The 24,544-nt window shown below is 72.5% G+C and carries 20 protein-coding genes; 12 read left to right on the top strand and 8 right to left on the bottom strand.

Going from position 1 to position 24,544, the window contains the following annotated elements; all coding sequences use genetic code 11:
* Positions 1–101: 101 nt before the first annotated feature.
* The 3 genes from ACTJK8_RS12685 to ACTJK8_RS12675 are packed head-to-tail and all read right to left on the bottom strand — an operon-like array spanning position 102 to position 2,063.
* A complete protein-coding gene (locus tag ACTJK8_RS12685; protein WP_440761994.1) occupies positions 102–767 on the bottom strand; it encodes a dihydrofolate reductase family protein in 666 nt (221 codons plus the stop codon).
* Entirely contained in the window at positions 760–1,260 is a 501-nt protein-coding gene (locus tag ACTJK8_RS12680) for a VOC family protein (RefSeq protein ID WP_029357825.1), read from the bottom strand. The genes ACTJK8_RS12685 and ACTJK8_RS12680 overlap by 8 nt, the downstream gene beginning before the upstream one ends.
* 11 nt (positions 1,261–1,271) lie before the next feature.
* Entirely contained in the window at positions 1,272–2,063 is a 792-nt protein-coding gene (locus tag ACTJK8_RS12675) for a VOC family protein (RefSeq protein ID WP_287081733.1), read from the bottom strand.
* Between the two features lie 99 nt (positions 2,064–2,162).
* Here ACTJK8_RS12675 and ACTJK8_RS12670 point away from each other — a divergent pair, with 99 nt between their 5' ends.
* Positions 2,163–2,855 carry a winged helix-turn-helix transcriptional regulator gene (locus tag ACTJK8_RS12670; RefSeq protein ID WP_440761993.1) on the top strand — a complete coding sequence of 231 codons (693 nt, stop codon included), beginning with the start codon at positions 2,163–2,165 and terminating at the stop codon, positions 2,853–2,855.
* 138 nt (positions 2,856–2,993) lie between these two features.
* Here the strand turns inward: ACTJK8_RS12670 and ACTJK8_RS12665 are convergent, their stop codons facing one another.
* The 3 genes from ACTJK8_RS12665 to ACTJK8_RS12655 form a co-directional block, all read right to left on the bottom strand.
* Positions 2,994–5,033: a YgiQ family radical SAM protein gene (locus ACTJK8_RS12665; protein WP_440761992.1), complete on the bottom strand. Its 2,040-nt coding sequence runs from the start codon at positions 5,031–5,033 to the stop codon at positions 2,994–2,996.
* Positions 5,034–5,170: 137 nt separating this feature from the next.
* Entirely contained in the window at positions 5,171–7,489 is a 2,319-nt protein-coding gene (locus ACTJK8_RS12660; RefSeq protein ID WP_440761991.1) for a CHASE domain-containing protein, read from the bottom strand.
* 132 nt (positions 7,490–7,621) lie between these two features.
* The gene (locus ACTJK8_RS12655) at positions 7,622–8,254 is read right to left on the bottom strand and encodes a hypothetical protein (protein ID WP_440761990.1); all 633 of its coding nucleotides are present in this window, start codon (positions 8,252–8,254) and stop codon (positions 7,622–7,624) included.
* A gap of 257 nt (positions 8,255–8,511) precedes the next feature.
* Between ACTJK8_RS12655 and ACTJK8_RS12650 the strand changes: the two genes are divergently transcribed.
* A complete protein-coding gene (locus tag ACTJK8_RS12650; protein ID WP_440761989.1) occupies positions 8,512–8,772 on the top strand; it encodes a hypothetical protein in 261 nt (86 codons plus the stop codon).
* Between the two features lie 26 nt (positions 8,773–8,798).
* Here ACTJK8_RS12650 and bhcR read toward each other — a convergent pair whose 3' ends face one another.
* Positions 8,799–9,647 carry an HTH-type transcriptional regulator BhcR gene (bhcR, locus tag ACTJK8_RS12645; protein ID WP_012329921.1) on the bottom strand — a complete coding sequence of 283 codons (849 nt, stop codon included), beginning with the start codon at positions 9,645–9,647 and terminating at the stop codon, positions 8,799–8,801.
* Between the two features lie 187 nt (positions 9,648–9,834).
* On the opposite strand from bhcR, the gene bhcA reads away from it, so the two are divergent.
* The 4 genes from bhcA (at position 9,835) to bhcD (ending at position 14,304) form a co-directional block, all read left to right on the top strand.
* On the top strand, positions 9,835–11,025 hold the full coding sequence (gene bhcA / locus ACTJK8_RS12640) for an L-aspartate--glyoxylate aminotransferase BhcA (protein ID WP_029357831.1): 1,191 nt from the start codon (positions 9,835–9,837) through the stop codon (positions 11,023–11,025).
* Between the two features lie 11 nt (positions 11,026–11,036).
* Positions 11,037–11,996: a beta-hydroxyaspartate dehydratase BhcB gene (bhcB, locus tag ACTJK8_RS12635; protein WP_029357832.1), complete on the top strand. Its 960-nt coding sequence runs from the start codon at positions 11,037–11,039 to the stop codon at positions 11,994–11,996.
* Between the two features lie 34 nt (positions 11,997–12,030).
* A complete protein-coding gene (gene bhcC, locus ACTJK8_RS12630) occupies positions 12,031–13,188 on the top strand; it encodes a 3-hydroxy-D-aspartate aldolase BhcC (protein WP_029357833.1) in 1,158 nt (385 codons plus the stop codon).
* 150 nt (positions 13,189–13,338) lie between these two features.
* Positions 13,339–14,304: an iminosuccinate reductase BhcD gene (bhcD, locus tag ACTJK8_RS12625; RefSeq protein ID WP_043074969.1), complete on the top strand. Its 966-nt coding sequence runs from the start codon at positions 13,339–13,341 to the stop codon at positions 14,302–14,304.
* Between the two features lie 210 nt (positions 14,305–14,514).
* Here bhcD and ACTJK8_RS12620 read toward each other — a convergent pair whose 3' ends face one another.
* Complete coding sequence (locus tag ACTJK8_RS12620) at positions 14,515–15,873, bottom strand: 8-oxoguanine deaminase (protein ID WP_440761988.1); 1,359 nt, start codon at positions 15,871–15,873, stop codon at positions 14,515–14,517.
* Positions 15,874–16,313: 440 nt separating this feature from the next.
* Between ACTJK8_RS12620 and ACTJK8_RS12615 the strand changes: the two genes are divergently transcribed.
* From ACTJK8_RS12615 to ACTJK8_RS12590, 6 genes are all read left to right on the top strand, one after another.
* Complete coding sequence (locus ACTJK8_RS12615; RefSeq protein ID WP_440761987.1) at positions 16,314–17,705, top strand: nucleobase:cation symporter-2 family protein; 1,392 nt, start codon at positions 16,314–16,316, stop codon at positions 17,703–17,705.
* Between the two features lie 12 nt (positions 17,706–17,717).
* Positions 17,718–20,555, top strand: a complete 2,838-nt coding sequence (locus ACTJK8_RS12610) for a xanthine dehydrogenase family protein molybdopterin-binding subunit (protein WP_059408963.1) — start codon at positions 17,718–17,720, stop codon at positions 20,553–20,555.
* Positions 20,552–21,097 (top strand): (2Fe-2S)-binding protein, encoded by a 546-nt coding sequence (locus ACTJK8_RS12605; RefSeq protein WP_182179818.1) that lies wholly within the window; start codon positions 20,552–20,554, stop codon positions 21,095–21,097. The genes ACTJK8_RS12610 and ACTJK8_RS12605 overlap by 4 nt, the downstream gene beginning before the upstream one ends.
* Before the next feature lie 8 nt (positions 21,098–21,105).
* Entirely contained in the window at positions 21,106–22,434 is a 1,329-nt protein-coding gene (locus ACTJK8_RS12600) for a c-type cytochrome (protein WP_440761986.1), read from the top strand.
* Positions 22,435–22,459: 25 nt separating this feature from the next.
* Positions 22,460–23,476, top strand: a complete 1,017-nt coding sequence (locus tag ACTJK8_RS12595) for a hypothetical protein (RefSeq protein ID WP_089231010.1) — start codon at positions 22,460–22,462, stop codon at positions 23,474–23,476.
* A 129-nt stretch (positions 23,477–23,605) separates the two neighbouring features.
* Complete coding sequence (locus ACTJK8_RS12590; RefSeq protein ID WP_182179814.1) at positions 23,606–24,535, top strand: LysR family transcriptional regulator; 930 nt, start codon at positions 23,606–23,608, stop codon at positions 24,533–24,535.
* The last annotated feature ends 9 nt before the right edge of the window (positions 24,536–24,544 follow it).

Genomic DNA, 24,544 nt, shown 5'->3' with positions numbered 1-24,544 from the left:
CGGGACCCGGTTCCGATCATGCGTGGTCAGGGTCCGCCGGATCTTGGTCCGGCCGAACGGTGAGCCTCCGGATCTCACTCGGCGGCCTGCTGGGCGCCTGCCTACCAGCGACCCGCCGCCTGGCGCTGGCGGAGCGCGCGCTCGTCCGCGCTCGGGGGTTTGGTGGCGAAACTGCCGGTCCGAACCGCCCCGTCCCGCGCGAGCATCGCGACGTGGACACCCTTCGGCGAGTGGGTCTGCTCGACCAGCGTCCAGGTGCGGGCCGCCGACGGGTCGTCCGCGTACCAGCGCTTGCCGCGACCGAGCATGACCGGGAAGGTGATCAGGACCATCCGGTCGATGAGGCCCGCCGGGAGCAGCGCCGGGTAGAGCATGCTGCTGCCCTGGATGAGGAGGTCGGGCCCGTCGCTCTCCTTGAGGCGGGAGATCGCCGCGACAGGATCGCCAGCGAGCCGGAAGCTGTTGTTCCAGCCGAGCGCCCCGTCGGACGCGGTCACGACATGCTTGCGGATCGCGTTGAAGGTCGCGCCGATGGGCTGATCGGCGTTGTGCGGCCAGTAGGCGGCGAAGATCTCGTAGGTCCGTCGACCGAGAAGCAGCTCGTAAGCGCCTCCGAGCAGCTTGCCCATCGGCGCGGCGAGGGATGCGTCGAAATACGGGAAGGTCCAGCCGCCGTGCGCGAAGCCGGTCTGATCCTCCTCCGATCCGCCCGGCGCCTGGATCACCCCGTCGAGGGACTGGAAGAGGGAGCCGGTGATCTCACGCATGGGCCGAGTCTCCGCGGATGGCGGCCTCGATCCGGGCGATGTCGATCCGGCGCATGGTCATCATGGCCTCGAACGCGCGCCGGGCCGCTTCCCTGTCGGGGTGGCTGTTGGCGCGCAGGAGCGCGCGCGGGGTGATCTGCCAGGAGAAGCCCCAACGGTCCGTGCACCAGCCGCACTGGCTCTCCGCACCGCCGTGGCCCACGATGGCGTCCCAGTACCGGTCGGTCTCTGCCTGATCCTCGGTCAGCACCATGAAGCTGACCGCCTGATTGGCCCGGAAGGCGGGGCCGCCATTCAGGCCGATGAACGGCCGGCCGAGCACCGTGAACGCGACCGTGAGTTCGTCGCCCGCGGACCCGCCGGGGAAATCCGATGGGGCGTTCATGGGGGCGCCGACATGGCTGTCGGGAAAGGTCGCGGCGTAGAATTCCGCGGCCCTGCGGGCTTCGCCGTGGTCGAACCACAGGCAGGTCGTCAGCGTGTCGCTCGCCATCGCCGCCTCCCTCACGACACGGGCCGCGGGCCGGCGAGGCCGAGCCGGTTGCCCGCGGGATCGGCGATGTTGGCCGCGTAGCTGCCTCCGGGGATCGGGTCCGGCCCCTGGAGGACCGTGCCGCCCCGATCCCGGACAGTCGCGAGCGCGCCGTCGATGTCGGCCACGTGGACGTACCAGTTCCACCGGGCTGGCGCGCCGGTGGCCGCGCTCGACATCACCGCGCCGGGGCGCAGGTCGCCCCGCCCGATGAAGGCGTACTCGCCCATGTCGCCCATCGGCATGGCCCCGAGCTTCTCCCAGCCGAAGAGCGCGCCGTAGAAGGCGAGGGCCGCCGCGGGATCGGGAGTGGCGAGCTCGATCCAGACGCCGTGGCCGCGGGTCCGCTCCGTGCCGAGGGGTACCGGCCCGAAGGCCCGGCTCGCGCCGGGATTGGCCGGATCCATCACGGCGAAGATCACGCCCTGCGGGTCGCTCACCATGGCGAAGCGGCCGACATGGGGGATGTCGACGGGTCCGAACGGGACCGCGCCACCGAGTTCGACCGCGCGGGCCGCCACGGCGTCGACGTCCCGCGTCGCGAGGTAGATCGCCCAGCCGGGAAGGCCGGGCGCCTCGGGCATCGACCGGCGGATCCCGGCCACGGGCACCCCGTCGGCCTCCGCGATCCGGTAGCCGCCGTGCTCGGGCATCGGCGACGGCGCGACGCGCCAGCCCGCGACCGCCTCGTAGAAGGCCTGTGCGGCGTCCGGGTCGGTTCCGTTCAGCTCGAACCAGATGGGTGTCCCCTCGGCGGGTGGCATCGGGCGCTCCTCCGTGACAATCGGCGCTACGGCCGCTCCGCGGCGCCCCCTCCGGCCCCGCTTTGCCCAGGCTCGCACTCTCGGTTACACAAAGCAACCATGAAGTCAGAAAAAGTAACTGTTTCGGCGTCCGGGCCGCGCGAACGCGTCTACGACGACGCCTGCGGCACGGCCCTCGCGCTGGAGTTCATCGGCGAGCGCTGGTCGCTGCTGATCATGCGCGAACTGGTCTACGGCCCACGCCGCTTCGGCGAGATCCGGGCGAACCTGCCGGGGATCAGCGCGAACGTGCTGACGCAGCGGCTCGAGAGCCTGAAGGCTGCGGGCATCGTCCTGCGCTACCGGCTGCCGTCGCCGGCCAACGTGCAGGTCTACGATCTCACCGACTGGGGCCGCGACGCCGCGCCCCTGATGCGCGACCTGGGCCGCTGGGCCGCCCGCTCGCCGCGGCACGACCCGAGCCTAGTCATGTCGGCGGCCTCGGCCATGATGTCGCTCCAGGCCCTGGTCGATCGCGGGCGCGCGGCGGCGCTATCGGCGACGGTCGCGTTCCACTTCCCCGGCGAGGATTTCGTCGCGACGGTGGCCGGCGGCGAGATCCGCGTGCGCCGGGGCGTCGCGGAGGCGCCCGACCTCGCCTTCACCGGCGACACGCTGGCGCTGCGCCGCACGATCTACGGCAAGGCGCCCCTGGACCGGGACGGCGCCGGCGGCACGCTCGCGGTCGCGGGGGCGATCGACTTGGCGCGGTCCTTCATCGACCTCTTCACCCTGCCGGCCAAGGCGGGCTGAGGCGCCCGTCGCGCGGGCGCGACGGCCTCCTCGAACGGGCGGACCAGCCCGGGATCGCACCGGGCGGCGCTCAGGGGCGCCGGCCAGCGCGGGTCGGGGCCGGTTCGGCGCCCACCATGACCCGACGCGCCGGACCCGTCACTTGGGCAGCGGCACGCCCTTCGTGGTGAAGCGCTGACCGCCCGGACGGTACACGGGTCGCGGCTGGCCGCCCGAGCGGCCCGCGCCGGCCCCGGTTCCCGGCGGCTGCGAGAACGGCACGAGCTGGTCCGGCCGCGGCCCGATGAGATCGGCGCGGCCCATCTCCCGCAGGGCCTCGCGCAGCAGCGGCCAGTTCTCGGGGTCGTGGTAGCGCAGGAACGCCTTGTGCAGCCGTCGCTGGCGCAGCCCCTTGATCGCCTCGACCGGCTCGCTGCTGCCGCGGCGCACGCCCCGCAGGGGGTTGATCTCGGTGTGGTACATCGCCGTGGCGGTCGCCATCGGCGAGGGCAGGAACGTCTGGACCTGGTCGGCGCGGTAGTTGTTCTTCTTGAGCCAGAGCGCGAGGTGCATCATGTCCTCGTCGGTCGTGCCCGGATGCGCCGCGATGAAGTACGGGATCAGGTAGTACTTCTTCCCCGCCTCCTTGGCGGCGGCGTCGAACATCTCCTTGAAGCGGTCGTAGGTGCCGATCCCCGGCTTCATCATCTTGTCGAGGGGGCCGCGCTCGGTGTGCTCGGGCGCGATCTTCAGGCGGCCGCCGACGTGGTGGGTGACGAGCTCCTTGATGTATTCGGGGCTCTTGACCGCGAGGTCGTAGCGCACGCCCGAGGCGACCATCACCTTCTTGACGCCCTTCACCTCGCGGACCTTGCGGTAGAGCCGGATCAGGTCGTCGTGCGACGTGTTCAGGTTCGGGCAGACGTCCGGGAAGACGCAGGAGGGCAGCCGGCACGCCGCCTCGATCTTCGGGTCCTTGCAGGCCATCCGGTACATGTTGGCGGTCGGGCCGCCGACATCCGAGATCACGCCCGTGAAGCCCGGGGTCTTGTCGCGGATCCGCTCGATCTCGCGCAGGATCGAGCCCTCCGAGCGGTTCTGGATGACGCGGCCCTCGTGCTCGGTGATCGAGCAGAAGGTGCAGCCGCCGAAGCAGCCGCGCATGATCGTCACCGAGAACTTGATCATGTCCCAAGCGGGAATCTTCGCGTCGCCGTAGGACGGGTGGGGCGCGCGGGCATAGGGGAGGTCGTAGACCGCGTCCATCTCGTCGCTGGTCAGCGGGATCGGGGGCGGGTTGAGCCACAGATCGCGGTCGCCGTGGCGCTGGACGAGGGGGCGCGCGTTGCCGGGATTGGCCTCCCGGTGCAGGACGCGCGAGGCGCGGGCGTAGGCCTCCTTGTCGTCCTTGACCTGCTCGTAGGCGGGCAGCCGGATCACGGTCTCGCCCGGCCGGCGGGTCGCGGCCTCGTCCGTCGAGTCGAGGTCGTCGGCGGGCAGCTCGGTGTAGTGGGCAGGCACGCGGCGGAACAGGGCGACGCCCCGGATCGCGTCGAGCTGGTGCGGCGCCTCGCCGGCCGCGAGGCGGTTCGCCACCTCGACCACGGCGCGCTCGGCGTTGCCGTAGATCAGCAGGTCCGCCTTGGCGTCTGCCAGGATCGAGCGGCGCACCTTGTCGGACCAGTAATCGTAGTGCGCGATGCGCCGCAGCGACGCCTCGATGCCGCCGAGCACGACCGGCACGTCCTTGAAGGCCTCGCGGCAGCGCTGCGTGTAGACGATGGTGCAGCGGTCCGGGCGCCTTCCGCCCTCGCCGCCGGCCGTGTAGGCGTCGTCGTGGCGCAGCCGCCGGTCCGCCGTGTAGCGGTTCACCATCGAATCGAGGTTGCCGCCGGTGACGCCGAAGAACAGGTTCGGCTTGCCGAGCGCCTTGAACGGCTCCGCCGAGTGCCAGTCGGGCTGCGCGATGATGCCGACCCGGAAGCCCTGCGACTCGAGCAGCCGGCCGATGATGGCCATGCCGAAGCTCGGGTGGTCCACGTAGGCGTCACCCGTCACCAGCACGATGTCGCAGGACTCCCACCCGAGGGCCGCCATCTCGGCGCGGCTCATCGGCAGGAACGGCGCCGCAGGCCCGCGCGGCGACGGCGTGCGGACGGGGGGCGCCAGGGGGCGGTCGGCGGTCGCTTGCAGTTCCATGATGCCCCTGCATAGGCCTCCGGGGCCGCGATCTCAACGAATGGCAGGGCGGCGATGGCCGCGGCCGTGCCGCCGGAGGGCGCCCTGCGCCGATCCGGCGCAGGGCGGGAGCGCCCGCGGGCCGCCGCCAGGGCCGGTCAGGTTCCGCGCGCGATCATCTCGCGGATGCGGGCGGCCAGGGCCTCCACGGCGAACGGCTTGGTCAGCACAGCCATGCCGGACTCGAGACGCCCGTCGCCCGGCAGCGCCGACTCGGCGAAGCCGGTGATGAACAGCACCTTCAGGTCCGGTCGGCCGACGCGCGCGGCGTCCGCCATCTGGCGCCCGTTCATGCCGCCGGGCAGACCGACATCCGTGACGAGCAGGTCGATCCGCGCGCCCGACTGCAGCACGCTGAGCCCGCCGGCGCCGTCCGCCGCCTCGATCGCCGTGTAGCCGAGGTCGCTCAGCACGTCCGTCACCAGCATGCGCACCGTCGGCTCGTCGTCCACGATTAGCACGGTCTCGCCCGCCTCGGCCGGCGCCATCCGGCCTCTGCCCGGGTCGGGCCCGTCCGCGTCCGCCTCGCCGAAATGCCGCGGCAGGTAGATGCACACATTCGTGCCCCGGCCGACCGTCGAGTTGATCCGGACCTGTCCGCCCGACTGCTTGGCGAAGCCGTAGATCATCGACAGGCCGAGGCCGGTGCCCTCGCCCATCGGCTTGGTGGTGAAGAACGGATCGAACGCCCGGGCGACGACCGCCGGCGGCATGCCGGTGCCGGTATCTGACACGCACAGCGACAGGTACGGCCCCTCCGGCATGTCCTGCGCCTCGGCCCGCTGCCGGTCGATCCAGCAATTGTCCGTCTCGATGGTGATCCGGCCGCCCTCCGGCATCGCGTCCCGCGCGTTGATGCAGAGGTTCAGGAGCGCGTTCTCCAGCTGGGACGGGTCCGCCAGGACGGTCCAGAGCCCGTCCGCCCCGACGTGCCGCACCTCGACGCTCGGCCCGACCGTGCGCTGGATCAGGTCGAGCATCCCGCGGACGAGCCGGTCGGCGTCGATGGCCTTGGGCGCCAGCGTCTGGCGGCGCGAGAACGCGAGCAGGCGGTGGGTCAGGGCCGCGGCCCGCCGGGCGGCCCCCTGGGCGGCGGCGATGTACTTGCCGACATCCTTCGACCGGCCCTGGGCGATGCGGGCCTCGATGAGCTCCAGCGAGCCCGAGATGCCCGCCAGCAGGTTGTTGAAGTCGTGCGCCAGCCCGCCGGTGAGCTGGCCCACCGCCTCCATCTTCTGCGACTGGCGCAGCGCCTCCTCCATGCGCGCCCGCTCCTCCCCGGCCTGCCGCAGACGGTCGGCCGCCGCCCGGAGATCGCGCGTCCGCTCCTCGACGCGGGCCTCCAGCGACGCGTTGAGCTGGCGGATCTCGTCCTGCGTGCGGCGCTGCCGGTAGGCCGCGAGGGCCAGCAGCGCGGTGGCGAACAGGCCCCCGCCGCAGACGAGCCAGATCTCCGGCAGCGCCGAGCCGCGCCGGGGCGAGACGCGCTGCGCGAACGCGACGGTCCAGGTGCGGCCGCCGAGCTCGAGATGCGCCTCGCGGGTCAGGCGCCCCGCCCCGGCGGCGGGGACCCGCGCGGACCGGTGCAGCAGGTTCGCCTCGCTCGGCGCGCCGTCGTAGATGGCGAAGGCCGCGTCCTCCTCGGCCTCGGCCGCCACGATGCTGTTGAACAGGTCGTCGGCCCGGAAGGCGCCGAACACGAAGCCCAGGAAGCGCCGGCGCCGGTCTTCGAGGTCGGGCGGCACGGCGCCGCCGGCATAGACCGGCATGGCCACGAGGAAGCCCGCCTGCTTGTTCGCGTCGATCTCCTGCACGAGCTGGATCCGCGCCGAGGCGGCCGGCCGGCCGGTGTCCCGGGCGCGCTCGACCATGTCGCGCCGCACCGGGTCGGACATCACGTCGTAGCCGATGGCGGCGAGGTTGCGCGGGTTCGGCGGCTCGGCGAACAGGACCGGGCTGATCATCGGGTTGTCGGTGGGCGGCCGCACCCGGAACTTCTCGACGCCCAGCGCCTCGGCGCGCGCGGCGAAGGTCTCCCGCGCCGAGGCGGGCAGGGTCGGCGTGAAGCCGATGCCGAGGAAGCCGGGATAGAGGCGCTGCAGCTCGATCCGCTGCACGTAGGCCCGGAACTGGGCCAGCGTGACGGTGTCGTCCTCGGCGGCGAACAGGCCGGCGGCGCCGCGCAGGAGGGCCGTGTAGGTGCGGAACTGGTCCTCGACGGTGCGCAGCTCGATCTCGGTGGCGTGCTCGAAGGTAAGGCGCTCGCGCAGCGCCGCCGCCTGCCACGTGAGGGCGGTGCTGACCCCGGTCGCGAGCAGGCCGGCGGCCAGGATCGCGGGCGCGATCCACCGCGCCGCGCCCGCCCCCCGGCGGGCCGCGCTCGCATCAGGACCCTGCGATGAGGAGAGGTGGGGCAAAGGGCGAGACCGGACTTCGACAGCGGCCCGTCAAAGCAGGCATGCGCCGGGATGCAAGCCCATGGTGGCGTCACCGGGGCGGATTCGCGCGCCGCGGCGGCCCCGGCGACGGCCGCCGGCCGCGCGCGGCTCTCAGGGCGCGCGGCACGCCATCGCGGTCGCGGCCTCGATCACGCTCAGCGCCCGGCGCCGCACCTCCAGCGCCGCGTTCGGGCTGTCCGAGATGGCGGAGGCCTCGCGCTTCAGCGCCGCGTCGCAGGCGCACGAGCGGTATCCCGCCGTGTCGTAGCAGGCGTCGTGGCGCATGCACGCCGCATCGAGGGCGTCGGTCGGCGGCAGCCCCTCGCCGCGCTGCCCCGTGCCGCAGTAATTGCCGTGGAACAGCTCCTTGCCGGCGATGACCCGGCCCAGGTCGCCCTTCGGCGGTGCCGGCGCCTCGGCCCGGCCGCTCGGGTTGAGGTCGTTGGCCGGCCCGCCCGCCTTCGACCCGGAGGAGCGCAGGGCCTTCGGGATGCCGGAGCGCTCGCCCGGCTCGTTCAGGGCCTCGCCGGCCCGGCCGTTCGGGTCGGAGATGTCCGGGAGCGGCGGGGGCGGTCCCGGGCGGGGCTCGCCCGGCTCGACGGTGGCGGCGGGCAGGCCCCGGACGTCCTGCACGTCTTGCTGGACGCTCTGGACACGTTGAGGATCGCGGACATCCTGCGCCCTGGACGGGTGCGGGCAGGCGACGAGCAGCAGCCCGAGCGTTGCGAGGAGAGACGGTCTCACGGTTGGCCCCCGATTCAGCGGCCCCTCAACTCGAAGCTCGGCTTTCCCGTTCCGGAATTTCGTCCACCCCGGTTACGGGGCCCTGTACGCGCGTCGCGCGGCCGGGGGCGGCACCGGGCTGTTCGGTGCCGTGCGCGGGCGCACGGGTGTCTGGCTGGCGGGTCGGGCCGCGTGTTGGACCGCGGGTTGGCCGATCCCACATCTCGAGGAACGCGGCCGGGCTGATCCCGGCGACAGATCTGAGCTGGACCGCCGCCATGACCTCTCGTCGACTGATCGGCGCCCTGATCGGGATCGGCCTCTCCGGGCCCGCCCTGTCCGGGCCCGCCCTGGCGCAGAGCTTCACGGCCCCCGCCGGCATCCCGGCCGTCACGGCTCCCGGGGGCCTCCAGGGCCGCGCGGCGGTCGCGGATCCGCGCACGGCGCCGGACGGGCGCGCCGGTATTCTCGACGCCGGCGGCAAACGCCCGCCGACGGTCGGAATCGCCGATCCGCGCCGCCCGCATCGCGAGCGCTAGGGCGCTCCGCGCCGGAGCCCCACTGGTCAGTCCCGGCCGGGCTCGTCCGGCGCCTCGGTCGTCGCGGCGGGCGCGCCGAGGGCGCGCGAGACCGCGGCGGCGCCTCTCCGCACCCGCTCGCCGATCGCGCGCAGCTTCTCGTCGGACAGCCGGTGCGTCGGCCCCGACACCGAGATCCCCGCGATGGCCTCGCCGTGGACGTTGAGGATCGGGGCGGCGACGCAGCGCATCCCGATGCTCCGCTCCTCGTCGTCGATCGCGTAGCCCCGGCGGCGGGTCGCCTCGACGTCGTCGCGCAGCTGGTCCAGCGAGCCGATGGTCTTGTCGGTGAAGCGCGCGAAGGTCCTCCCCCGGAACAGGCGCTCGGTCCGGGCCGGCGCGTAGGTGCTCAGCAGCGCCTTCCCGATGCCCGACGCGTGCAGCGGCGACAGGGATCCCGGCGGGAAGAAGGCGCGGATCGTCTCGTGGGTCTCCACCTGGCTGACGAACAGGACGTTGCCGTCCTTCTCGACGCCGAGATTGGAGGTCTCGCCGGTCTCCTGCATCAGCGTCCACATCATCGACCGGCTCCGCTCGACGACGTTGTGGCGGCGCAGGAAGGCCGATCCGAGCCGGTAGGCCTCCGCACCGACGTGCCACTCCTGCTTGTCGGCGCTGATCTCGACGAGTCCGCGGCGCTCGAGCGTCGCGAGGACCCGGTGCATGGTCGCGACGGATTGCTCGAGCCTCCCGGCCAGTTCGGAGAGCGTCAGCCCGTCGCCGCCCGCCAGAACGTCGAGGACATCGAGGGCGCGGTCGAGCGCCTGGATGGTCGCCGTGGGCTTGGCGCCGCCGAACCCTTTCGGCCGCCCGCGCCGCCGGTTTCCCGTATCCATGGCGTCCTCGCCCCTCCCGGTCCCCGCCTTCCGTAGAGTGGAAAATTTTTTCTCTCAACGGAAAAAGATAAGCCTCTGCCGCGACGCGCGTTTTCACGGCCGACGCTTTAATGAAAAAGTTTTTCAAAAAAATATCAATGTGGCGGGGGCGGTGCTATCGTCCGCGTATTGGAGGAGAGCGCCGCCGATGTTCGCACAGAATCCCGTCTTCATTCCCGGCCCGACCAATATGCCGGAAGTGCTTCGTCGCGCGGCCGACATGCCGACGCTGGATCATCGCTCGCCGCTGTTCGCGCAGATCCTCCACCCGGCGCTCGCCGGCGTGAAGACGGTGCTGAAGAGCCAGGACGCCGAAGTGTTCGTCTTCCCGTCGACGGCGACCGGCGGGTGGGAGACCGCGCTCTCCAACACGCTCAGCGCCGGCGACGCTGTGCTGGCCGCCCGCCACGGCATGTTCAGCCATCGCTGGATCGACATGACCCGCCGCCACGGCCTCGATGTCCGGGTGATCGAGGCCCCCTGGGGGGAGGGTCTTCCGGCGGACCGCTTCGCCGAGGCCCTCGCGGCCGACACGGCGCACCGCATCCGGGCCGTGCTCGTCACGCACAACGAGACGGCGACCGGCGTCCGCTCGGACGTCGCCGCCGTGCGGCGCGCCCTCGATGCCAGCGGCCACCCGGCCCTGCTGCTGGTCGACGGCGTCAGCTCGATCGCCTCCATGGATTTCCGCATGGATGAGTGGGGCGTCGATGTCGCCGTCACCGGCTCGCAGAAGGGCTTCATGCTGCCCGCGGGCCTCGCCATCGTGGCCTTCTCGCCGAGGGCCATGGCCGCCACCGCGACGGCCACGCTGCCGCGGACCTATTTCGACGTCCGCGACATGGCGAAGGGCTACCCGAACGGCGCCTACCCCTACACGCCGGCGGTCGGCCTCCTGAACGGCCTGAAGCTGTCGACGGAACTGCTCCTGGCCGAGGGGCTCGACAACGTCTTCGCCCGGCACCGCCGCATCGCCGACGGCATCCGCGCCGCCGTCGCCGCCTGGGGCCTGGAGCTGTGCGCCGCGCGCCCGGACCTCTACTCGGACACGGTGAGCGCGATCCGCACCCCGGAGGGCTTCGACGCCACGCGGATCGTCACCCACGCGGCGCGCCACTACGACGTCGCCTTCGGGGTGGGGCTCGGCGAAGTGGCCGGGAAGGTCTTCCGCATCGGCCATCTCGGCAGCCTGACGGACGTGATGGCGCTGTCGGGGATCGCCGCGGCCGAGATGGCGATGGCTGATCTCGGCCTGCGCATCGAGCTGGGATCGGGGGTCGCGGCCGCGCAGGCGGTGTACCGCCGCGCCCCGGCCGCCGGCCTGCGCGCGGCCGCCTGAGGGGGAGCGCCATGGAAAGCGCCCTGATCACGCCCACCCTCGACGACGTTCTGGCTGCCCACGCGCGCATCCGGCCGCACATCCACGAGACACCGGTCCTGACCTCGCGGCTCCTCGACGAGGCGGCCTGCGCGCAGCTGTTCTTCAAGTGCGAGAACCTGCAGAAGGCCGGCGCCTTCAAGGCGCGGGGTGCCTCCAACGCCGTCTTCAGCCTCACGGACGCGCAGGCCGCCCGGGGCGTGGCGACCCACTCGTCGGGCAACCACGGCACCTGCCTGTCCTACGCGGCGGGCCGGCGCGGCATCCCCTGCACGGTGGTGATGCCGCGCACCGCGCCCCAGGCGAAGAAGGACGCCGTGCGCGGCTACGGCGGCCGGGTGGTGGAGTGCGAGCCGTCCACCTCCTCCCGCGAGGCCGTCTTCGCCGAGGTCGTCGCCGAGACCGGCGCGGAGTTCGTGCACCCCTACAACGATCCCCGGGTCATCGCCGGGCAGGCGACCTGCGCCCGCGAGCTGATCGCGCAGGTCCCCGATCTCGACGCGGTGATCGCCCCGATCGGCGGCGGCGGCATGGTGTCGGGCACCTGCCTGACCCTGGCCGGGCTCGCCCCGCACATCGCCGTCTACGCGGCCGAGCCCGAGCAGGCGGACGACGCCCATCGCAGCCTGAAGGCCGGGCGGATCATCGCGGACGACGCGCCGGTGACGGTCGCCGACGGGCTGAAGGTGCCGCTGAAGGACCTCACGTGGCACTTCGTCCGCCACCACGTCGCCGACATCCTCACGGTCTCCGAGGCCGAGATCGTCGCGGCGATGCAGCTGATCTGGAAGCGGCTGAAGATCGTCACGGAGCCGTCGAGCGCCGTCGCCCTGGCGGCGGTGCTCAAGAACCGCCCCGTCTTCGCGAACAAGCGGGTGGGCGTGATCATCACGGGCGGGAACGTCGACCTCGACGCGCTGCCCTGGCAATAATGGGAGGCTTACAATGCAGCTGAACGCCCGGCACATGAACGCCCGGACGGCCGATCTCGAAGTCGGCTTCGACGTCCCGGCGCTGCCCGGCATGCGCGAGGACGAGATCCAGACGCCCTGCCTGATCCTCGATCTCGACGCGCTGGAAGGCAACATCCGCAAGATGGGCGACTACGCCAGGGCGCACGGGATGCGCCACCGCGCCCACGGCAAGATGCACAAGTCCGTGGACATCCTGAAGCTCCAGCAGAGCCTCGGCGGCGCCTGCGGCGTCTGCTGCCAGAAGGTCTCGGAGGCGGAGGTCTTCGCCCGCGCGGGCATCACCGACATCCTCGTCTCGAACCAGGTGCGCGACCCGGGCAAGATCGATCGGCTGGCGCGGCTGCCGCGCCACGGCGCCCGCATCATCGTCTGCCTCGACGACGTGGCGAACGTCGCCGAACTCTCGGCGGCGGCGCAGAGGCACGGCACGCAGCTCGACTGCTTCGTCGAGATCGATTGCGGCGCCGGCCGCTGCGGCGTGCGGACGACGCCCGAGGTGGTGGCGATCGCCCAAGCCGTCCAAGCCGCGCCGAACCTGCGCTTCGCGGGGCTCCAGGCCTACCAGGGCGCCATGCAGCACATCGACGGCTACGAGGAACGGCGCGCCAAGCTCGACGCGGCCATCGCCCAGGTGCGCGACGCCGTCGCGGCGCTGAACCGGGTGGGACTCGAGCCGGAACTCGTCAGCGGCGGCGGCACCGGCAGCTACTATTTCGAGGCCGGATCCGGCGTCTACAACGAGCTGCAATGCGGCAGCTACGCGTTCATGGACGCCGATTACGGGCGCATCCGCGACCGGGACGGCAACCGCATCGACGCGGGCGAGTGGCAGAACGCCCTGTTCATCCTCACCAGCGTGATGAGCCACGCCAAGGCCGACAAGGCGATCTGCGACGCGGGCCTGAAGGTCCAGTCGGTCGATTCCGGCCTGCCCTTCGTCTTCGGCCGCGACGACGTGACGTACATCAAGTGCTCGGACGAGCACGGGGTGATCGAGGATCCCGAAGGCAGGCTGAAGGTCAACGACCGTCTGCGCCTCGTCCCCGGCCACTGCGATCCGACCTGCAACGTCCACGACTGGTACGTCGGCGTGCGCAACGGCCGGGTCGAGACGCTCTGGCCGGTCTCGGCCCGCGGCAAGGCCTACTGACTCGCGCTGCACACACTCCGTCGCTGCGGGCGCAGCGCGGCGATCCGGGGACGCGCCGCGCCTGAAAAGGGCCCGCTGCCCTGGGGCGCCTGGCTCCGCCCGCGATGACGGAGGCGATACGACGGCTCACGAACCGAGGAGACATCCGCGATGATCATCGTTCCCGAGCACGCGATCGACGGGCTGCTGACCGAGGCGGAGTGCTTCGGCGCCGTCGAGCAGGTCTTCGCCTCCATGGCGCGGCGGCGGGCCGGGAACTTCCCGGTCGTCCGGGAAGCCATCGGCCACGCCGACGCGCTCTACGGCTTCAAGTCCGGCTTCGACCGGGACAGCCTCGCGCTCGGGCTCAAGGCCGGCGGCTTCTGGCCCGGCAACGCCGCGAAGGGCCTGACCAACCACCAGTCGACGGTGTTCCTGTTCGACGCCGATACCGGGCGCTGCCGGGCCGTGGTGGGGGGCAACCTCCTCACGGCGCTCCGCACCGCCGCGGCCTGCGCCATCTCCATCCGGCACCTCGCTCGCGAGGGCGCGCGCGTGCTCGGCATGATCGGCGCGGGCCACCAGTCGGCGTTCCAGCTGCGCGCGGCGCTGGTGCAGCGGCCGTTCGAGCGGGTCCTCGCGTGGAACCTGCATCCCGGCATGTTCGGCCGGATGGAGGCGGTGGCGCGGGAGCGCGGCGTGCCGTTCGAGGTGGTGGACCTCGACCGCCTCGGCGCCGAGGCCGACGTCGTCGTGACGATCACGTCCTCCTTCGCGCCGATCCTGAAGGCCGCGCAGGTCCGGCCGGGCACGCACGTCGCCTGCATGGGGACGGACACGCGCGGCAAGCAGGAGGTGGAGGCCGAACTGCTCGCCGCCGCGACGGTGTTCACCGACGAGGTCGCGCAGTCGGTCAGCCTCGGCGAGGCGCAGCACGCCGTCGCGCGGGGGCTCCTCGCCGCGGATTCCATCGTGGAGATCGGCGCGGTGATCAACGGCGATCATCCGGGCCGCGTGTCGGACGCCGAGATCACGGTCTTCGACGGAACCGGGGTCGGACTGCAGGACCTCGCGGTCGCCGCGGTGGCCGTCGACCGTGCTCTGGCGAAGGGGCTGGCGACCGAGGTGGGTTTCTGACCGGCTCGACGGGCGCCGCCCACGGGTGAGGGGCCCGGTTCTGTCTCCGCTCTGCGGATGGCGATGATCATATCTCCAGCGGATCGCGACGCTGATGCGGGAGCGCGACGCCCCCCCGTGCGCTAGTGGGGACCCGCGCCCGATCGTTAAGTCGCGCTGCCGAACCCGATGTCTGGATCCGCGAGTCCCTGTGCGGGGGAGGGGCGCGGCCTACGCCTCGTCTCGCACCAGGGCCGCCGCGAGGGCGTTGTGGCGGGCGGCCAGCGCCTTCGTGTCGAGGGTGGTCAGGCGGCCCTCGCGGACCACGATCTTCCCGTTGATGACGCTCCAGGCTACCGTCTGCGGCGCGCAGAAGGTGAGGGCGGCGACGGGGTCGTGCAGCGCCCCCGCCATGCCGAGACCCCGCAGGTCGAAGGCGACGATGTCGGCCGCCATGCCGGGGGCCAGCGCGCCGATATCGTCCCGGTTCAGCACCTTCGCGCCGCCGAGCGTCGCGATCTCCAGCGCCTCGCGAGCCGTCATGGCCGCCGGTCCGGAGCCGACGCGGGCGAGCAGCATGGCCTGCCTCGCCTCGCCCAGCATGTGCGACCCGTCGTTGGAGGCCGAGCCGTCGACGCCGAGCCCGACCGGAACGCCCTCGCACCGCATTTGCCGGATGGGCGCGATGCCCGAGGCCAGGCGCATGTTGGAGCACGGGCAGTGCGCCACCCCGGTCCCGGTCCGGCCGAACAGCGCGATGCCGGCGCGGTCGAGCTTGACGCAGTGGGCGTGCCACACGTCGGGGCCCGTCCAGCCCAGGTCGGCGGCGTACGCCGCCGGCGTCATTCCGAATTTTTCCAGGCTGTAGCGGACGTCGTCGTCGTTCTCAGCGAGGTGGGTGTGGAGCGAGACGCCGTAGTGCCGGGCCAGTTCGGCGGCGTCGCGCATCAGGCCGCGGCTCACCGAGAACGGTGAGCAGGGCGCCACCACGATCCGGCGCATGGCGAAGCGCTCCGGATCGTGCCAGCGCTCGATCAGACGGCGCGTGTCGGCGAGGATCGCCGCCTCGTCCTCGACCACCGAGTCCGGCGGCAGACCGCCCGCGCTCTCCCCGACGCTCATCGCGCCGCGGGCGGCGTGGAAGCGCATGCCGATCTCCTCGGCGCCCTCGATGGAATCGTCGAGCCGGCAGCCGTTCGGGTAGATGTAGAGGTGGTCGCTCGACGTGGTGCAGCCCGAGAGGATCAGCTCCGCCATCGCGGTCTGCGTCGAGGCGCGGACCATCTCCGGCGTGAGCCGGGCCCAGATCGGGTAGAGCGCCTTCAGCCAGCCGAACAGCTCGGCGTCCTGCGCGGCCGGCACCGCGCGGGTGAGCGTCTGGTACATGTGGTGGTGGGTGTTCACGAGGCCCGGCAGCACCGCGTGGCCGCGCATGTCGAGGACGGTATCGGCCCGCTGCGGCACCTCGGCGGCGGGGCCGACGGCGACGATGCGGTTGTCCTCCACGTAGACCGCGCCGCCGGGGATCTCCCGGCGCTGCGCATCCATCGTCACCAGGATATCGGCGTTCGTCAGCAGCAGGGAGGTCATCGCGTCTCTCCGGGTGCACCCTGGAGGCCGCGCCGGATGGGCCGCGCCGCCTCCCCACGGCCAGATGCCGCCCTCTGGCGGCAGGAACGCCGTGCCGGGCGCACCGTCTCGGGGCCGTCAGCGGGCCGCAGCATACGGCAGCAGCCACCGGCCACCTTGGCGATTTTTCGCAAACTGCTTCCGAAATCCCGGCATGGCATTCGCGGCCAGCCATGCAAGGTTTGAGAGCCAGCCAAGTCGGCAGCGCATGACCCCGGAGCGGCCGCCGAGAGCCCGCTCCCCCGCCCCCGGGCGTGCCGCCACGGCCCGCCCTGCGACTGGCCCCACACCCGCTCCTGGCGGCCCGGACCCGGAAGAGGTCCGGCCACCGCTGCCGGGTCCCTGACGACACCATCGCGGGACGACGCCTCGACAGGTCCCGGCTGGCGGAGGACACGCCCATGACGTCTCACGACAGGACAACGCGCGAGGTGGACGCGGTCGACGCGATCCCGCCGCTTCCCAAGCTCCTCGCCTACGGCATGCAGCACGTGCTCGTGATGAGCGCGGGGGCGGTGGCGCCGCCGCTCATCCTCGGCGCGGCGATGAACCTGCCGACCGAGACGGTCGCCTACCTCATCAACTGCGACCTGCTGGTGACGGGCATCGCGATCCTGATCCAGTCCCTTGGCCTGGGGATCTTCGGCATCCGCCTGCCGGTCATCATGGGCGTCAGCTTCGCGGCGGTCGGCCCGATGGTGGCGATGGCGCAGGACCCGACCATCGGCCTGCCGGGCATCTTCGGCGCGACCATCGGGGCGGGGGTGTTCGGGCTGCTGCTCCGGCCGTTCTTCTCCAGGCTCGCGAGCTTCTTCCCGCCGCTGGTGACCGGCACGGTCATCCTGATCATCGGCGTCACGCTGCTGCCGGTCGGGATCAACTGGGCGGGCGGCGGCTTCGGCGCCCCCGATTTCGGCGCACCGGTCCATCTCGGCGTCGCGGCCTTCGTCCTGGCGGTGATCCTGGTGGTCAGCCGCTTCGCCACCGGCTTCGCCGCCAACGTCGCCGTGCTGATCGGCCTCGTCGCGGGCCTGTGCCTCGCCTGGCCGCTCGGCCTGTTCCGCCTCGACGGGCTGGCCGAGCGCCCGCTGCTCGCCCTCGTCACGCCGTTCCACTTCGGCTGGCCCACCTTCCACCTCACGGCCGTTGCGGCGATGTGCATCGTCATGATGGTCACGCTGGTCGAGTCGACCGGCATGTTCCTGGCGGTGGGCGACATCGTCGGGCGCCCGGTGGACAAGCGGACCCTGACCCGCGGCCTGATGGCCGACTCGCTCTCGACGCTGATCGCGGGCTGCCTCAACACCTTCCCGCACACCTCGTTCTCGCAGAACGTCGGCCTCGTGAACATGACGCGGGTGCGCAGCCGCTACGTCACGGTCGCGGCGGGCTTCATCATCCTGGGCGTCAGCCTCCTGCCCAAGGTCGCCTTCGCGGTGGCGTCGATCCCGCCGGCCGTGCTCGGCGGCGCCGGCATCGTCATCTTCGGCATGGTCGCGGCGGCGGGGCTCAAGATCGTGAGCGGCGCCGATCTCGGGGACCGCCGCAACCAGATCGTCGTCGCGGTCAGCATCGGCCTGAGCCTCATCCCGATGGCGGCGCCGAAGCTCTTCGCCGCCACGGCGCCGGACTGGGCCGGGCCGATCCTGCACAGCGGGATCACCCTCGGCGCCATCGGCGCGATCGTCCTGAACCTGCTGCTGAACTCGGACCGTCTCGGTGCCGGGGCCGAGCACCGCGCCGCCGACGCGGAGCCCGACTTCGCGCACGCGGCCGTCCTGGACCGGGCCTGAAGGGGAGACGTCATGTCGACCGAGACCATCGGGGCGCTCTCGCGGCGCCACTTCCTGAAGGCCGGCGCGGCGGCGAGCGTCGCCGTGAAGGTCTCCTTCCTGGCGCCCCCGGCCCGGGCGCAGCTCGCCGAGACCGGCCTGTCCGCCGGCTCCCCGTGGACCGCGCCGGGTCGGCCCCGCTACCGCCTCGACGCCGTCGCCAAGGTCACGGGCGCCAAGACCTTCTCCCGCGACTACCGGGCCCGCGACCTCGCCGGCTGGCCCGACGGCCAAGCCCACGCCTTCCTCGTCGCCGCGACCCGCGCCGACCGCCGCTTCACCGGCCTCGACCTGTCGCGGCTCCCGGCCTCCCTGCAGCCGGACCGGATCGTCCGGCACGATGACCTGGTGGCGGACGGGGTCTCGGTCCCGCACGCCGACTTCTTCGGCGACTGGTTCCTCGTGCCCCAGGGCGAGACGCCGCGGCTGCTGGGGCAGCCGGTGGCGATCCTGATCTACGACGACTTCCCGCGCTTCGCCGCGGCCAAGCGCGCCCTGCGCTTCGCCGACGACGTCGTGCGGTACGGCGCGGAGACCGGTCCCAGGCCGCCAGCCCATTACGGCGCCTCGCGCTGGGTGCGGATCGAGGGCGACGCGCCGGACGCGCCCGACCGGTTCTCGCCGTTCGAGCAGTCCCCGATCTTCGCCGGCTTCTCCGGCGACGAGCCCGCCTGGCCGGAAGCCGGCGACGACGGCCCCTTCGCCAGGGGTATGGCGGCGGCGGCCGCCATCGCCGCCGAGATCGACGGCGCCGGCGCGGACGCCCTGGTGATGCGGCGGACCTACCGGTCGCAGTCGACGGACGCCTCGGCCATGGAGGCCGACAACGGCAACGTCTGGTACGATCCGGCCACCGGCACGCTGCGCCTGATGATGGCGACGCAGTCGCCCTACGACGTCGCCGAGGCCGCCGCCGCGCTGGTCTCGAAGTCCCGGTTCCCGCTCAGGGAGGTCGATCTCAAGGTCGGCTACACGGTCGGGTACGGGACGAAGGACCACCACATCTTCCCGTTCCTCTGCGTCGTGGCCGCCCTCTACGCGGGCGGCCGGCCGGTGCGCCTCGCCAACGACCGGTTCGAGCAGTTCCAGAACGGGCTGAAGCGCCACGCCTTCCGCATGGACACCGTCCTGCTGGTGGATCGGGCCAGCGGCCGGTTCCGGGCCATGACCGGGCGCTTCGCCTGCGACGGCGGCGGGCGCCCCAACTACTCCGTCGCGGTCTCCTTCGTCGGCGCCACCGCGGCGCAGTCGATCTACTACCTGCCGAAGAGCGACTTCCAGGCGATCGCCCTGGCCTCGCGGGCCGTGGAGGCCGGATCGACCCGGGGCTTCGGCACGCTCCAGACCATGTCGGCCACCGAGATGATGGTCGACGAGGCGGCGGCGCTCCTGGACATCGACGCGATCGACCTGCGCCTGCGCAACGTGCTCCGCTCCGGCCAGCGCAACAGCCAGGGCGCGGTCCCGGCCGGGGCGCTGCGCAACGCGGAGATCCTGACGAAGGCCGCCGCGCACCCCCTCTGGCGGGACCGGGCGGCGCGCAAGGCCGCCTACGAGGCCGCCCATCCCGGCCGCCGCTACGGCGTCGGCTTCGCGCAGGTGCACAAGGATTACGGCACGGGCGCCGAGGCGGCGGTCGCCTCGCTGGAGCTCGACCCGCGGGGCCGCCTGAGCCTGCGCCACGTCGCCCACGAGATGGGCCCGGGCGTCACCACCTCGCAGGCGGTCATGGTGGCCGAGATCCTCGGCCGGGTCCCCGGCGAGACCGCGTTCGGCATGGTGCGCTGGCCCGAGATGCCCCTCGAGACCTCCGACCAGCCCTACACGACGTCCCAGGAGGAGGAGGACCGCCGGGCGCAGAACCCCCGCTGGACGCCGCGCTTCACCTCGCCGATGAGTGCGACCAACTCGGCCTACTACCTCGGCCACGCCACCCGGACGGCCGCGCGGTTCCTCGTCGACCACGCCGTCTGGCCCGCCGCCCGCGCACTCTGGGCGCGGGGCGGCGGCGGCGGGGCGCTGACCTCCTACCACGTGGTCGCCCGCGAGGACCTGCGGCTGGTGGACGGGCAAGTGCTGGGCGGCGGCCTCCCGCCGCTGTCGCTGGAGGAGGTGGCCGCCGAGGCGCACCGGCTCGGGCTGCCGGTCGGCGTGACCCTCCACACCTTCAACCGCTGGCAATGGGCCGAGGCCGAGTTCGACCTGCCCGGAACGGGCCGGACGCGCCTGCCGATCGACGCCCTATCGGTGCGCTACGGCGCCGGGGCCCCGCCCGAGCGCCGCGCCCTGATGGCGGATGCGGGCTGGCACTTCGTGCCCCGGGCGGCGGTCTTCTACCCGCCGACCCAGCGCAACAATGTCGGCACGACCTACTACGCGCCGATGGCCACCCTGGCGGAGGTCGCGGTCGACACCGCCAGCGGCGACGTGACGATCCTGTCCCACCACTCGATCCTCGAGTGCGGCCGCCAGATCGTGCCCGCGCTGGTCTCCGGCCAGGTGCAGGGCGGCCTCGCCATGGGGATCGGCCACGCCCTCAAGGAGGTGCTGCCCCTCTACGAGGACGGCCCCGGCGACGGCACGTGGAACTGGAACCGCTACGAGCTCCCCCGCGCCAGCGACGTGGCCCCGTGGAACCAGACGGTGGAGATCCTGCCGCCGCTCTCCGAGACCGACCCGCCCAAGGGCATCGCCGAGGTCGTGATGATCGCCGTCGTCCCGGCGCTGGCCAACGCCGTCGCGCACGCGATCGGCCACCGCTTCCACGAACTCCCCATCCGGCCCGAGCGCATCCGCGAGGCACTGGCATGAGCGCCGCCATCGAGATCAAGGACCTCTCGCTCCGCGTGAACGGCGCGGCGGTCGGTCCGATCCCCGTCCCCGTCGGCACGAGCCTGCTCGACGTCCTGCACGAGTGGCTGGGCCTCACCGGCAGCCGCATGGGCTGCGGGCAGGGCATCTGCCACGCCTGCACGGTGATGCTGGAGGAGGCGGCCGGCCCGCGGGAGATGCGCGCCTGCATCACCGGCGCCCACTGGTTCGAGGGGCGCAGCATCCGCACCGTCGAGGGCCATGCCCGCACCGCGCCGGACGGCACCGTCGTGCTCTCGCCGGTCCAGCAGGCCTTCATCAAGAACTTCGCGTTCCAGTGCGGCTACTGCACGCCGGGCTTCGTCACCGGGGCGAGCGTGCTGATCGAGCGCCTGCGGCGCGAGCCGATCCGCCGCGACGAGGTCGAGCGGGTCGTCACCGAGGCGCTCGACCGCCACATCTGCCGCTGCACCGGCTACGTCCGCTACCATCAGGCGGTGCGCGACCTCGTGCTGGCGACCCCCGGTCTGGTGACCGCCTGAGGCGCGCCGTGCGGATCCCGTCCCTCACCACCCCCGCCCGGCGCGTCGGCGCCGGGCTCGCTGCGGCCCTCGCGGTCGCCGTCTCGGCGGCCGGCCTCGTCGCCTCCGGCACCCTGGAGCGCAGCGTCGTCGGCCGCGACGTCGAGACCCCGCTGAGCGCTGAGGCCCTGCGCGGCCTCGCCCCCCGCGGCGCCGAGGTCGCCGCCGCGGCCGACTGCTTCGCCTGCCACACCGCCCGGGGCGGCGCGCCCTGGGCGGGGGGACTGCCCCTGGAGACGCCCTTCGGCACGATCCACGCCACCAACATCTCGCCGAGCCCGCAGGGCATCGGCGGCTGGAGCCGCGCCGACTTCCACCGGGCCCTGCGCGACGGGATCGCGCCGGGCGGCCGCCACCTCTACCCGGCGATGCCCTACACGTCGTATCGCGGCCTGACGCCGGAGGATGTCGACGCCCTCTACGCCTACCTGATGACCCGCGCGCCGGTCGCGGTGGAGAACAGGGCCAACACCCTCGCCTTCCCGTTCGACCAGCGCTGGACCCTGGCGGCCTGGAACCTCCTGAGCCTGCCGGCCACGGTCGCCGCGCCCGATCCGGGCCGCTCCCCCCTGTGGAACCGGGGCCGCTACGTCGCCGACGCCCTCGGCCATTGCGGCGAGTGCCACACGCCGCGCACCGTGATCCAGGCCATGCGCCCGGACGCCGTCTATCGCGGCGCCACGATCGAGGGCGTCGAGGCGCCCGACATCACGCCGGCGGGCCTCGCGCGGATGGGCTTCACCCCGCACGGGCTCGTCGGGTTCATGCGCACGGGCCTCTCGGCCCAGGGCGGCGCGACGCACCAGATGTTCGACGTCGTGCATTTCTCGACGCAGCACATGGACGAGGCCGACCTCGCGGCGCTCTCCGCCTACCTGTTCGACCGCGACGCCCTGCCGGCCGAGCCCGAGACGCCCGTCGCCGCCACCCCCGCGGCGATCCCCGCGGCGGTCGCGGCCCGCGGACGGGCCAGCTACGCCGGCCTCTGCGCCGGCTGCCACGGCGGGGCGGGGGAGGGGATCCCCCACGTCTCGGTGCCGCTGCGGACGAACGCCGCGATGCGGGTCGCGGGCGCGGGCGGCCTCCTGCGGGCGATCCTCGCTGGGCTCCCGGCGCAGCGCTTCCCGGGCAACGAGCGCATGGAGGCCATGCCGCCCTTCGCCGCCCTGATCGACGACGCGGCGCTCGCCGACCTCGCGACCTGGATGCGGGCCGAATGGGGCGGGCAGGGGCGGGCGGTCACGCCGGACGAGGTCGCGCGCCAGCGCGCGGGTTTGCGGGCCGACGCTTCGAACTGAAGGCGGCCGGGAGGAGGGGGTGGACATGACCATGGCTTGTCGGATCGCGGCCGCGCTGCTGCCGCTCGGGATGACGTGCGCGGCGGGGGCGCAGGACCTCGGGACGGCCTCCTCGGCGCCGGTGGCGCCCGAGGCCACGACGGTGGTGGAGGACGGCCCGTTCTTCCTCTTCGCCGACACCCAGATCAGCTACCGCTACCAGTTCCCCACCGTCTCGCCGGGCGTCCAGATCCAGCGCCCCGACGGCAGCTTCGTCTCCCGCGAGGCGCCCAAGCAGATCCTGAACATCTCCCACGCCGATGCCTGGGCCTATGGGACGAACTTCTTCTCCCTCGACATCCTCAAGTCCGGATCCCAGTTCCCGGCCGGCACCACCAACGCGCCGGGCTCCGTCGCCGCCCCGTTCTTCGCCGATTACGGCAACACCGAAGCCTACGGGCTGTACCGCGGCACGCTGAGCCTCAACGCGCTCACGGGCACGAAGGCCTTCACCGTTCCCGGCCTCGTCAAGGAGGTGTCCCTCGCCTTCGGCTTCGACGCCAACGCCCAGAACGACGCCTTCGGCTCGAAGAAGCGCGACATCGTCGGCGGCCTGAACTTCGCCTTCGACGTGCCGGCGGGCTTTCTCAACCTCTCCGTGCAAGCCTACAAGGAATGGAACCGGAACGGGTTCAATCTCCAGCCGGACCGCGACCAGAGCTTCGACACAGTTCCGGAATTCGAACTGGTCTACAGCTTTCCCCTGACCTTCACGGGGCTGCCGCTCAGCCTCGTCGGCTTCAACAACATCGTGCTGCCGAAGGGGCGCGGCGTCCGCAACCCGGCCGCCTTCGCCTTCAACCCGCCCCGCGGGCTCGAAGTCCTGTCGCGCACCAATCTCGTACTCGACCTCGGCAAGCTCGTCTACGATCGGCCCAACCGGGTCGATGTCTTCGTCGGCTTCCAGTACTGGCACAACAAGTTCGGGAACGTCGAGACCGCGACCTTCAAGGGCACCGAGGAGAAGAGCTTCCTCGCCGGGGTCGCCTTCCACGTGTTCTGAGGGACGGCGCGGTCGGGCCCCTTGCCGAGCCGCCGCAGCCCTCGCGGCCGGGAGACGACCGGCGCAGTGTCCGAACGCGCCCGGGAAATTTCGTTGACAGCTTCCGGATGCGTCTGAAGATCTCGACGCATGATGTCCCTTGAGAGCATCCGCATCTTCTTACGCTCGGCGGAGACGGGGAGCTTCTCGGCGGCCGGCCGCTCGCTCCGGTTGTCACCGTCGGTTGTGAGCTACCGGATACAGACCCTGGAGGAGCATCTCGGCTGCCTGCTGCTGACCCGCACGACGCGGCGCATGAGCCTCACGGAGGCCGGCCGGATCTTCTACGACCGCTGCCTCGACATCACCGCGGCGGTGGAGCAGGCGGAGAAGAGCGTCGAGATCGCGGGCGCGGTGCCCCGCGGGGTGCTGAAGGTGACGGCGCCGCTCGGTCTGGGCCGCCGGGTCGTCGCGCCGCTCGTGCCGCGCTTCCGCGCCCGCCACGGCGAGACCGATCTCCGCCTGCGCCTGTCGGAGCACCTCCTCGACCTCGTCCAGGAGGCGGTCGACGTCGCGATCCGCCTGTCGCAGATGCGCGACTCCACCTTCACCCTGCGCAAGGTCGCGGAGATCGACCGGGTGCTGTGCGCGGCGCCGGCCTACCTGGCCGAGCACCCCGCACCCGCCGAGCCGGCGGATCTGCTGCAGCACGAGTGCCTGCTGCTGCGCTATCCCGGCTCCGAGCAGTTCCGGTGGACCCTGGTGGACGGGCAGGAGACTGTGACCCTGCCGGTCGCGGGGCATATCGATGCCGACGACGGCGACACGCTCACCGCCTGGGCGCTCGCGGGCGAGGGCATCGTCCTGAAGCCGCTGTTCGAGGTCGCGGCGCACCTCGCCGAGGGCCGGCTCGTGCAGGTCCTGGAGCACACCCCGCCGACCAGCGTGACGCTCGGCCTGCTCTACCCGTCCCGCAAGATGCTGTCGGCCCGGACCAAGACCTTCGTCGACATGACGCACGAGGCGCTGCGCCAGCACGTGAGCGAGCAACTCGCCCTGGTCGGCGCCCGGGCGGTCTGACGCGGGCGC

Source organism: Methylobacterium sp. 22177, assembly GCF_052045615.1.
Taxonomy (GTDB): Bacteria; Pseudomonadota; Alphaproteobacteria; order Rhizobiales; family Beijerinckiaceae; genus Methylobacterium; species Methylobacterium radiotolerans.
The sequence above is the reverse complement of the archived record's forward strand: the minus strand, read 5'-3'. Positions and strand labels throughout refer to the sequence as shown.